This window comes from Kitasatospora sp. NPDC091257 (assembly GCF_044757675.1).
GTDB classification, from domain to species: Bacteria; Actinomycetota; Actinomycetes; order Streptomycetales; family Streptomycetaceae; genus Kitasatospora; species Kitasatospora lactacystinica.
Genome location: NZ_JBIVVI010000161.1, coordinates 1 through 10,699, shown reverse-complemented (window position 1 = coordinate 10,699; position 10,699 = coordinate 1). Strand labels below are relative to the sequence as shown.

General features: G+C 76.4%; 5 protein-coding genes. All 5 read right to left on the bottom strand.

The window, feature by feature from the left end; all coding sequences use genetic code 11:
• Nucleotides 1-2,510 (bottom strand): condensation domain-containing protein (locus ACIQOV_RS10485; protein WP_401047112.1); only part of this gene is annotated, 2,510 nt, incomplete at its 3' end.
• On the bottom strand, nucleotides 2,507-4,375 hold the full coding sequence (locus tag ACIQOV_RS10480; RefSeq protein WP_401047109.1) for a non-ribosomal peptide synthetase: 1,869 nt from the start codon (nucleotides 4,373-4,375) through the stop codon (nucleotides 2,507-2,509). The genes ACIQOV_RS10480 and ACIQOV_RS10485, both read right to left, overlap by 4 nt.
• Before the next feature lie 68 nt (nucleotides 4,376-4,443).
• Nucleotides 4,444-6,303, bottom strand: coding sequence for an amino acid adenylation domain-containing protein (locus ACIQOV_RS10475; protein WP_401047106.1), 1,860 nt, complete (start codon nucleotides 6,301-6,303; stop codon nucleotides 4,444-4,446).
• Between the two features lie 39 nt (nucleotides 6,304-6,342).
• Nucleotides 6,343-7,518, bottom strand: a complete 1,176-nt coding sequence (locus ACIQOV_RS10470) for an acyl-CoA dehydrogenase family protein (protein WP_401047103.1) — start codon at nucleotides 7,516-7,518, stop codon at nucleotides 6,343-6,345.
• Entirely contained in the window at nucleotides 7,515-10,601 is a 3,087-nt protein-coding gene (locus ACIQOV_RS10465) for an amino acid adenylation domain-containing protein (RefSeq protein ID WP_401047101.1), read from the bottom strand. The genes ACIQOV_RS10470 and ACIQOV_RS10465 overlap by 4 nt, the downstream gene beginning before the upstream one ends.
• Nucleotides 10,602-10,699 lie beyond the last annotated feature (98 nt).

Sequence of the window (10,699 nt, the reverse complement as noted above, 5' to 3'; positions counted from 1 at the left end):
GCCTGGTAGAGGGGGCCGGTGGCGCCCCAGCGGAGCTGGTCGCGCAGGCGGTGGTGCGGGCCCCAGACGATCGGGGAGCGGACGGCCACGGCCTGGCCCCGGCCGGTCGCGGCGGCCTCGAAGAGGATCCGCTCGCAGTCCAGCTTGGCCTGCCCGTACGGGGTGACGGGTGCGCTGCTGGGGCCGCCCTCGGGGACCTCGGTGCCGGCCGGGCGGCCGTACGCGTCGATGCTGCTGACGAAGACGAACGGGCCGCCCCGCCAGCCGTCGACCAGGGCGCGCATGGCGGCGAGGTCGGTGGCATGGTCGGTGAAGGTGCAGGCGGAGTGGATGACGGCGTCGACGCCGTCGACGGCCCGGCGCAGGCTGTCGAGGTCGCCGAGGTCGCCTTCCGCCACCTCGGCGCCGTTCAGCGCGGGCAGGTGCGCGGACTCCGGCCGGACCAGGACCCGGACCGGCCGGCCCTGGGCCATCAGCTCCTGGAGCACGGCCGCGCCGACCCCGCCGGTGGCGCCGGTGAGCAGGACGGTGCCGGTGCGGGCGCCGGCGGTCCGCGAACGGGCACCGGCCTGGGCGAGGGCCGCGCGGCGCTCGTCCGTGCGGGTGGCGAGCAGGGCGGCGAGGGCGCGCGGGGTGCGCTGCTCCAGGATGTCGAGGCCGGTGAGCGGCAGCCCGGTACGGGTGCGCAGGCGTTCGGCGAGCTGGACGGCGACCAGGGAGTGGCCGCCGAGGGCGAAGAAGTCGCCGTCGGCGGACGGGGTCGTGCCGAGGAGTTCGCCGAAGGCCTGCCGTACGACGTCCAGCGGGCCTGCCTCCAGCGGGCCCTCCGCCGCCGCGGTGGCGCCGGGCAAAACGGTGGCGCCGGGCAGCACGGTGGCGCCGGGCAGCCGGTCGCGGTCGGGGGTGCCGTCGGGGTGGCGGGGCAGCCGGTCCACGAGGGTGACCGCGAGCGGCAGTTCGGCGGCCGGCAGGCGCCCGCGCAGGGCGGCCCGCAGGGCGCTGCCGCTCGGCGCGACCGGCCCGCGGACCACCGCGTAGGCGAGCGGCGGGCCGTCCGGGTTCTCGACCACGGCCGCCTCGACCACCGCCGGATCGGCCGACAGGGCTTCCACGACCGGGTGTTCGGCGGCCGTCAACCGCTCTCCGGGCAGTTCGGACAGCCGCCGTTCCGGGTCGGCGGCCACGGCGGTGAGCAGTTCGGCGAAGGCGCCGAGCAGCCGGGCGGCGGTGTCCGGGTCCAGCGCGTCCCGGTCGTGCTGCAGCAGGCAGCGCGGCCCCGGGCCGTCCTCCAGCAGCAGGGTGATGCCGAACTTGGCCAGACCCAGGTCGAGTTCCACGTTCTCGGTGTCGAGGCCCGGCAGCGCCAGCGGGTCGACGGTCTGGACCAGGTCGCAGCTGACCGAGAGCAGCGGCGTGCCGTCCGCGCCGCGCGCGGCCGCGCCGAGCCGCTCGACCACCAGGTCGAGGGGCACCTCGTGGTGCTGCTGGGCGTCGAGCAGGGCGGTGCGGACCAGGGCGAGCAGCTCGGTGAACGACGGGTCCCCGGACGGATTCGCCCGCACGGCGAGGGTGTTGACCGCGAGCCCGACGGTCCGGCGGAACTCGGGCCGCGCCCGGTGGCCGCTGGCGCAGCCGAGGACGAGGTCGTCCTGCCCGGAGGCGATGCCCAGCGCGGCGAAGGCGGCGGCCAGCACGACGGTGTACAGCGTGGCGCCGTGCCGCGCGCCGAGGACGCGCAGCTGTTCCACCACGGCGGGATCCAGCGGGGCGGCGTGCAGCGCGGCGCGGCGCTCCCGGGCGCCGGGCGGGACGGGCCGCAGCAGGGGCAGCGGCCGGGCGCCGGACAGCCTGGCCGCGAGGACGCCGGCGGTGGCCGTCAGCTCGGCCTCGCGGGCGCGTTCCTGGCGGGCGTAGTCGGCGTACGAGGGGGCCGGCGGCGGGAGCCGGTTCGGCTCGCCGTCGCGCGCGGCGCGGTACAGCTCGGCGAGGTCCGAGGTGAGGAGGCCCAACGTTCCTCCGTCCACCGCGATGTGATGGATGGTCAGCAGCAGCGTGTGGTCGTCGGGGCCGTGCCGCAGGAGCAGGGCCCGCAGCACCGGGCCGGTGGCGAGGTCGAACGGCCGGGCGGCCTCGGCGGCGAGCTGCTCCGGGCCGGTGGCGTCCAGGACCGGCAGCGGCACCGGGACGACCGGGTCGATCTGCTGGTACGGCTCGTCGCCCCGGCGCGGGTAGCGGGTGCGCAGGACGGCGTGCCGCTCGGTCAGGCCGGTGATCGCGGTGGCGAGGGCCGCCCGGTCGAGCGGGCCGCGCAGCCGGGTGGCGACCGGCACGTTGTAGAGGGCGCCGCCCTGGCCGAGGTGGTCCATCAGCCACATCCGCTGCTGGGCGTGCGAGAGCGGGGCGGGGCCGGTCGATTCGGCGGGGCCGGTCTGCGGTGCGAAGGTGACGGGGGTGGCGGCGCGGCGGTTGCGGGCGCGGCGCAGCAGGTCGCTCTGGTCGACGGTGGTCATCGGTCGGCTCCGGGGGTGTCGTCGGCGGCCCGCAGGGCGCGCTCCAGCAGCTCGGCCTGGGCGGCGACGGTCGGGTGGCCGAGGAAGTCGGCGAGCGACAGCTCGACCCCGAGGTCCTCGCGCAGGTCGTCCACCACCCACATGGCGAGCAGCGAGTGCCCGCCCTCGGCGAGGAAGTCGGCGGACGGGTCGGTGATCGGGCGTTCCAGGGCGCGGCTCCACGCCTCGGCGACGACCTGTTCGATCGGGCCGAGTTCGGCGGCGGCGGACGGCTGTGCCCCGTCCGGTTCGTCGGCGGCCAGCGCCCGCCGGTCCACCTTTCCGCTGCCGGTCAGCGGCAGCGCGGCGAGCACCGTCCAGGCGGTGGGCACCAGGTGGGCGGGCAGCCGCTCGGCCAGAGCGGCCCGCAGCGCCTCGACGGCCGGGCGGGAGCCCTCGGCGAGGACCAGGCAGGCGGTGAGCGCGGCGTCGACCTGTCCGGCGCGGCGGACCACGACCGCCGCCTCGGCGACCTCGGGCAGTTGGAGCAGCGCGTGCTCGACCTCGCCGGGTTCGATCCGGAAGCCGCGCACCTTGACCTGGTCGTCGGTGCGCCCGTGGTACTCCAGGGCGCCGTCCGGCCGTTCGGCGACCCGGTCGCCGCTGCGGTAGGCGCGTCCGATGCCGGGCAGTTCGCGGAAGCGCTCGGCGGTCAGCTCCGGCCGGTCGAGGTAGCCGAGGGCCAGCCGGTCGCCGGCGATCCACAGTTCGCCGACGCTGCCCGGCGCCACCGGCGCGAGCCGCTCGTCCAGGACGTACGCCCGGGTGCCGCCGAAGGCCCGGCCGATCGGGACGGATCCGGCGCAGTCGGCCCGGGTGACCCGGTGCAGGGTGGTGAAGGTGGTGGCCTCGGTCGGCCCGTACGCGTTGATCAGTTCGAGCCACGGGAAGGCCTGCAGCACGGCGCCCGCGTACTCGGAGGAGAGTGCCTCGCCGCCGACGACCAGGGTGCGCAGCACGCCGAAGACCCGGGACCGCCGGGCGGCCAGGTGGTGGAAGAGCGCGGTGGTGAGGAAGACGGTGGTGACGCCGAAGCTCTCGACGTCGCGGACCAGGTCCTCGGCGCTGGGGCGCTCGCTCGGGGAGACGGCCACGGCGGCGCCCCGGGCGAGCGGGGCCCACAGTTCGAAGGTGGTGGCGTCGAAGGAGACGGTGGAGTGGAAGAGCACCCGGTCGCGTGGGCCGAGGCCGATCGAGTCCTCGGCGGTGGCCAGGTCGGCGACGGCGCTGTGCGGGACGAGGACGCCCTTGGGGCGGCCGGTGGAGCCGGAGGTGTAGTAGAGCAGGGCGGGCGCGGCCGGGTCGGCGGCGTCGGGCGCCGTGCCGTCGGCGGCCTCGGTGCCGCGCTCGGTCAGCGCCAGGGTGCGGTCCTCGGGGAGCCCGGCCTCGGCGAGCAGTCCCTTGTCGCCGAGGACGAGCCGGACGTCCGCGTCGGCGATCATTTCGGCGATCCGCGGGCGCGGGTAGGCCGGGTCGAGCGGGACGACCAGTGCGCCGGCCCGCCAGACGGCGAGCTGGGCGACGACGAATCGGGTCGAGCGGGCGCACAGCAGGGCGACGGCGCTGCCGGGGCCGATCCCCCGATCGGCCAGGACGGCGGCCAACCGACCGGCGGCGTCGACGAGTTCGCGGTAGGTCAGGACGGTGGAGCCGTCGGTCACGGCGAGCGCGTCGGGCCGCTGCTCGGCCTGCCGGGCGACCAGGGCGGGCAGCGGGGTGGGCAGGGCTGGCGGGGCTTCGGTGGTCCGGTCGAGCGGAGCCGCGGGGGTCGCGGGATGCGCGGAGGTCGCGGGGTGCGCGCGGTGCGCGGTGGTCCTGGTGGTCATGGGTGGTTCCCTTCCGGGCGCCCCGGCCGGGTGGGCCGGGGCGCCCCGCTGAGGAGGTTCGGGCGGGGTCAGGCGGTCGCGGCCAGATCGGCCACCCGCTCCTCGACCAGCCGGGCGACGGCCCGCAGGTCGGGCTGGCGCAGCACCAGGGGGGCGCGCAGCCGTACGCCGTACTCGTTCTCCAGGGCCTCCAGCAGTCTTGCCGCGGCGAGCGAATTGCCGCCCGACGCGAGGAAGTTGTCCTCGGGCCCGAGGTCGGCACGGCCGATCAGCCCGCGGCAGAGCTTCAGTACGGTGCGCTCGACCGGGGTACCGGCCTCGTCCGCCGGGGCCTCCTCGTCCGGGGCCGGCGCGTCGGCCAGCAGGGCCGGGCGGTCCACCTTGCCGTTGGCGTCCAGCGGGAAGCGCTCCACCAGCCGGACGGCGGAGGGCACGGCCTGCTCGGGCAGCCACAGGCGGACGGCGTCGAGCAGCGCCGCGGGGTCGGCGCCGTCCTCGGCCTGGACGAAGGCGAGCAGCCGGACCCCGCCGGTCGGCGCCTGCTCGGCGGCGACCACCGCCCGGCGCACCTTCGGGTCGCGTTCGAAGGCGGCCTCGACCTCGGCGGGTTCGATCCGCACGCCGCTGACCTTGACCTGGTCGTCGAGGCGGCCGTGGAACTCCAGCACGCCGTCCGGGCGCATGACCACCCGGTCGCCGGTGCGGTAGACCCGGTCCGTGCCGACCACGCCGGCGGGCGCGCCGACGAAACGGCGGGCGGTCAGCTCGGGGTCGAGGTACCCGGCGGCCAGGCCTCGGCCGCCGATCCGCAGCTCGCCGGCCGTGCCGCGCGGCACCGGGCGGCCGTCCTCGTCGGTGACCAGGAGGACGGCGCCGTCGATCGGCAGGCCGATCGGCGGGGCGCCGGCACCGTGGTCGCCGCCGGGGGCCATGGTGTGCACGGTGGTGGTGACGGTGGCCTCGGCGGGGCCGTACGCGTTGTGGACGGTCGCGGTGACGTCGGGCCCGGGGGCGCGGCGCAGCCGGTCGCCGCCGATCACCAGGTGGCGCAGCGGCGACTCGGCGGGCCAGGGCCGGCCGAGGAGGGGCTCGGCCAGCGGGGTGGGCAGGATGGACACGGTGACGCCGGCCTCGCGCCACCAGTCGGTGAGCGCACCGGTGTCCCAGCGGACCGCCTCGGGGGCGACCACCAGGGCCGCGCCGGAGGTGAGGCCGGCCCACAGCTCCTGCATGTGCGGGTCGAAGGCGACGCCGATCAGCAGGCTGTGCCGCTCCCCGGGGCCGAGGCCGGTCAGTCCGCGGTACCACTGCAACAGCGCGCCGAGCGCGGGCTCGGTGACGGCGACGGCCTTCGGGGTGCCGGTGGAGCCGGAGGTGAGCACCGCGTAGTGGGTGCCGGCCGGGACGCGCACCTGCTCGCCCGGGTTCAGGGCGGCCACCACGCCGGCGGTGGGCAGGTCCAGCGGCAGCCGCTCGCCGCCGGGCGGCAGCAGGTCCGGCTCGCCGACCAGGCAGGCCGGGCGCAGTTGCTCGGCGACGGCGCGCAGCCGGTGCTCGCCGGGGCGCGGGCCGAGCGGCAGGTGGACGGCGCCGAGCTTGGCGGCGGCCAGGGTGACGGCGACCAGCGAGACCGAGTGGGCGAGGCAGACGCCGAGCAGGTCGCCCGGGCCGACCTTGCCGCGCAGGGCCTCGGCCACGGTGTCGGCGAGGCGGTCGAGTTCGGCGTAGCTGTAGACCTGCTCGCCGTCGATCAGGGCGGGGGCGTCGGGGGTGCGGTGCGCCCAGGTGGTGAAGAGGTCGAGCACCGCACCGTCCTGGTGCGGACGGCCGTAACCGATGCTCGGGGCGTCGGTGTTCGGAGTCCCGGTGTTCGCGGCGTCGACGCTCGGGGCGTCCGCGTTCGGGACCTTCGTGTCAAGGTGTTCCATCATCATCTCCAGGAAGTCGCGTACGAAGGTGACGCTTCGTCAGTTCAGGCCCATGGAACGGGCGATGATCACCTTCTGGACCTCCGAGGTCCCCTCGATGATCGTGGTCATCCGGACGTAGCGGTACAGGAACTCCAGCGGGTGCCCGCGCACCCAGCCGGTGGCCCCGTGCACCTGGAGCGAGCGGTCCACCGCGCGCACGGCGGTCTCGGAGGCGGTGAGCTTGGCGAGCGCCGCGTTCTCGGGGGACTCGGTGCCCTCGTCGACCAGCCGGGCGCAGGCGAGGGTGAGCAGCTTGGACGCCTCGACCTCGGCCCGGGTGGCGACCAGGTGCTCCTGGATGTGCTGGTACTCGCCGATCACCCGGCCGAAGGCCCGCCGGTCCTTGGCGTACTCGACGCCGATCCGCAGCGCGTGCTCGGCGATGCCGTTGCACATCGCGGCGACCACCAGGCGGCCGCGCGAGAGGCTGTCGATGGCGAGGGCGGTGGCCGCGCCGACGCCCTCCTCGCCGCCGATCACGGCCTCCGGGCCGGCGGTGACCCCGTCCAGCAGCAGCTCGAACAGCGGCTCGCCGGACATCCCCTCGTAGCGCTGGCCGATCCGCAGCCCGGGCTGGTCCATCGGCAGCACGAAGGCGGTGGCGCCGGCCGTGGGGCCGGCCCCGTCGCCGAGGTCGGTGGCGGCGACGACCAGCGCGATCCCGGCGTGCTCGGCGTTGCTGACGAAGGTCTTGCGGCCGTTCAGCACCCAGCCCTCGCCGGCGCGCACGGCGGTGGTGGTGAGGTGGAACGCGTCGGAGCCGGCGTGCGGCTCGGTGAGGGCGAGGCAGCGGGTCTGCTCGCCGCGCACCAGCGGGACCAGGTGGCGCTCGACCTGCTCGGGGGTGCCGTGCCGCAGCAGCGGGCTGGGCCCGTCGGAGCCGGCCAGCGCGTACGGGGCGAGCACGCAGCCGCTGCGCCCGGCGGCGTGGTGCAGCAGGACGACGGCGGTGAACGGCATGTCGGCGCCGCCGAGCTCCTCGGGGTAGTCGCCCGCGTAGAAGCCGAGGGCGGCGGAGCGCTTGCGGACGTAGGTCCGCAGGTCGGCCGGGACCTGGTCGGCGGTCTCGGGCAGCTCGGCTGCCAGCGGCACGAGTTCGCGGCGCACGAAGCTCTCGAAAGCCTCGACGAGCTCGCGGTGGCCGGCTTCCAGGACGGCGGAGGGCGAAGTCACTTGGCACCACCGGTGGTGAGGGCCTTGGCCTGGTCGGCCAGTACGGCGTGTCGGAAGAGGGTGCGCAGCGGCGGCCGGCTGCCGAGGTGCGGCTCCAGGTACGCGGCGAGCTGGGCGGCGAGCAGCGAGTGGCCGCCGACCTCGAAGAAGTGCGAGTCCGCGGCGAAGCGGTCGTGGCCGAGCACCTCGCGCCAGGCGGCGGCGATCAGCTGCTGGCCGGGGTCGGTGAACTCGCTCGGCTCGACCTCCTCCGCCTCCGGGGCCTCGTCCGCCAGGCGGGCGAGGGCGGCGCGGTCGGGCTTGCCGCCGGGCAGGGTCGGCATCGCGGCGACGGCCGTCCAGCTCGCCGGGACGAGTCCGCCGGGCAGCCGGCGGGCGAGCGCCTCGTGCAGGGCGGCCTGGTCGGGGCGGTCGGCGCCCTCCAGGAAGCCGACCAGGCGGGGGCCGGTCTGCGGGTCGGTGTGCAGCAGCACCGCGCAGGAGCGGCCGCCGAGTTCGGCGGAGGCCGCGGCCTCGATCTCCTCCAGCTCGATCCGGTGGCCGCGCAGCTTGACCTGGTTGTCGGCGCGGCCGAGGAAGCGCAGCCGCCCGTCCAGGTCGCGGTAGCCGCGGTCACCGGTGCGGTAGACGCGGGCGTCGTCGAGCGCGGGGACGGTCGTGAAGCGGGCCGCGGTGGGCTCCGGCAGCCCCAGGTAGCCCTCGGCCAACAGGGGTCCGCCGACGACGAGTTCGCCGACGCAGCCGGGGGCGAGCGGGCGCAGCGTGTCGTCCAGGACGTGGATGCGCACACCGTCGAGTTCGGCGCCGAGCGGGATCTCGCCGTCCTCGGCGACGTCGGCGTCGGTGACCTCGTACACGGTGGAGGTGACGGTGGCCTCGGTGACGCCGTAGGCGTTCAGCACGGTGGTGGCCCCGGTCAGGCCGGCCAGCGCCCGGGCGGGCAGCCGCTCGCCGCCGAGCACCAGCAGGCGGGGCGCCCAGCGGCCGTCGCGCAGCGCCTCGCGCAGGTCCTCGCGGACGGCGAGCAGGTAGCTGGTGGGCAGGTTGGCGACCGTGACGCCGCGGGCGGCCAGCACGGCCACCAGCTCGGGCCCGGTGGGCACCTCGCGCTGCGGCACGACGAGGGCGGCGCCGGCCGTGAGGGCGGGCAGCACCTCCTCCAGGGCCACGTCGAAGGACGGCCGGGCGAACAGCAGCACCCGGTCGGCGGAGGTGAGCCGGTAGCGGTCGGCGATCGCGGCGACGTACCCGGCGAGGGCCTCGCGGCCGACCAGGACGGGCTTGGGCACGCCGGTGGAGCCGGAGGTGTGGATCACATAGGCGGCGCCGTCCAGCGCGGCGGCGGGCTCGGCCTTCGGGAAGGCGGGGCCGTCCAGTAGGGCCGGGGTGACGCCCTCGGCGGGCAGTGCCAGCGCGCTCTGCCGGGTGGCGAGGACGAGCGCCGGGCCGAGCCGCTCCAGCAGCAGCCCGAGCCGGGCGGCCGGGTCCTCGGTGGACAGCGGCGCGTACACGGCGCCGTACCGCAGGCAGGCGAGCAGGGCGACCACGCTGTCGGCGCCGCGCGGCAGCACGGTGGCCACCGGCTGGCCGGGGGTGACTCCGGCGGCGCGCAGCCGCTCGACCAACTCGGTGACCCTGCGGTCGAGTTCGCCGTAGCTGATCCGCTCGGTGCCGGCCAGCAGGGCGAGCGAGGTCGGGTCGTGGGCGGCGGCCGGGTCGAGTGCGGCCGGGGTGACCGGGGCGGCCGGTTCGGCCTCGGGCGCGGGGGCCAGCCCGGCGATCGGCGCCTGCGGGCGGTCCAGGTAGCAGCGCAGCAGCTCCAGCAGCCGCTCCGACAGCAGCACCGCCTCGGACTCGCGGAACAGGTCGGCGTCGTAGTCCCAGACCAGGGTCATCCCGGCGGCGCCGTGCTTCTCTCCGACCACCCGGCGGTCGTCGGGCAGCAGCACCAGGTCGAGGTCGAAGCGGGTGGTGCCGGTGTTGAAGCCCTCGTACAGCGAGACCTCCAGCCCGGGCGCCTGGACGTCGGGCAGTGCCGCGTCGTGCGCGCTGAACATCACGTTGAACAGCGGGTTGTCGGCGCCGGTGGTGTGCAGCCCGAGCCGGCGGGTCAGCTCCTGGACCGGCAGGTCCTGGTACGGCAGGGCACGCAGCAGGACGTCGGTCACCTCGTCCACGGCGTCGGTGCCGGGGACCGCCGGGTCGAGCCGCAGGCGCAGCGGGACGGTGTTGACGAACATGCCGACGGTGCCCTCGAAGCCCTCCGGGCGGTTGCCGACGGCGGTGCCGATCACCACCTCGCGGTGGCCGCTGTGCCGGCGCAGCAGCTCGGCGAACAGGGCGAGCAGGGTGCTGAACGGGGTGTGGCCGTCGGCCTTGCTGCGCTCACGCAGCCGCTCGGCCAGGTCGGCCCCGATCGACTGGCGCAGCTGGCCGCCGCGGTGGCGCCGTTCGACACCCGGCCGGGCCAGCCCGGGGAGGGTGACCTCGCGCGGGGCGTCGGTCAGCTCCTTGGTCCAGAAGTCGAGTCCGCGGTCCCGGGGGAGGTCGGCGGCGGCGCGGGCGTGGTCCTCGTAGGAGGGCGCGGTGGGCAGCTCGTACGGCTCGCCGAGGACGGTGGCGCGGTAGACGGTGAACAGGTCGCGCAGCAGGATCGCGAAGGAGTGGCCGTCGTGGACGAGGTGGTGTTCGACGTGGATCAGCCGGTGGTGGTCGTCGCCGAGCCGGACCAGGTGCCAGCGCAGCACCGGCGCCCGCTCGGTGTCCAGCGGCTCCTCGGCCTCGGCGGCGAGCAGCCGGCGGAAGGTGGCCTCCGGGTCCTGCTCGGCTGCGAAGTCGCTGTGGCGCAGCTCCGGTTCGCAGACGTCGGCGACCCGCTGGCCGGGCAGCCCCTCCGGCCTGGGCACCAACTCCAGCCGCAGACCGGGGTGGTGGGCCAGCACGGCGGCCAGGCCGGTGCGCAGCGCGTCCCGGTCGAGGGTGCCCCACAGGTCGAGGACGGCGGTGAAGTTGTAGGCGCGACTGCCCGGCAGCATCTGCTCGTGCAGCCAGACGATCTCCTGCGAGGGAGAGAGTGCGAACATGGTCGATTCCCTTGTGTGGTGGGCTTGTCGGCACTGCGGTGGCCGGACGCGGACGTGGGGTGTTCCCGTGCCGGCCGGCGGCCCAGGGGCGTACCGGG

What these genes read in the sequence shown, in the direction of transcription:
- ACIQOV_RS10480 (WP_401047109.1), bottom strand. Translation starts at nt 4,375, where the DNA reads ATGACCACCAGGACCACCGCGCACCGCGCGCACCCCGCGACCTCCGCG.
- ACIQOV_RS10475 (WP_401047106.1), bottom strand. Translation starts at nt 6,303, where the DNA reads ATGGAACACCTTGACACGAAGGTCCCGAACGCGGACGCCCCGAGCGTC.
- ACIQOV_RS10465 (WP_401047101.1), bottom strand. Translation starts at nt 10,601, where the DNA reads ATGTTCGCACTCTCTCCCTCGCAGGAGATCGTCTGGCTGCACGAGCAG.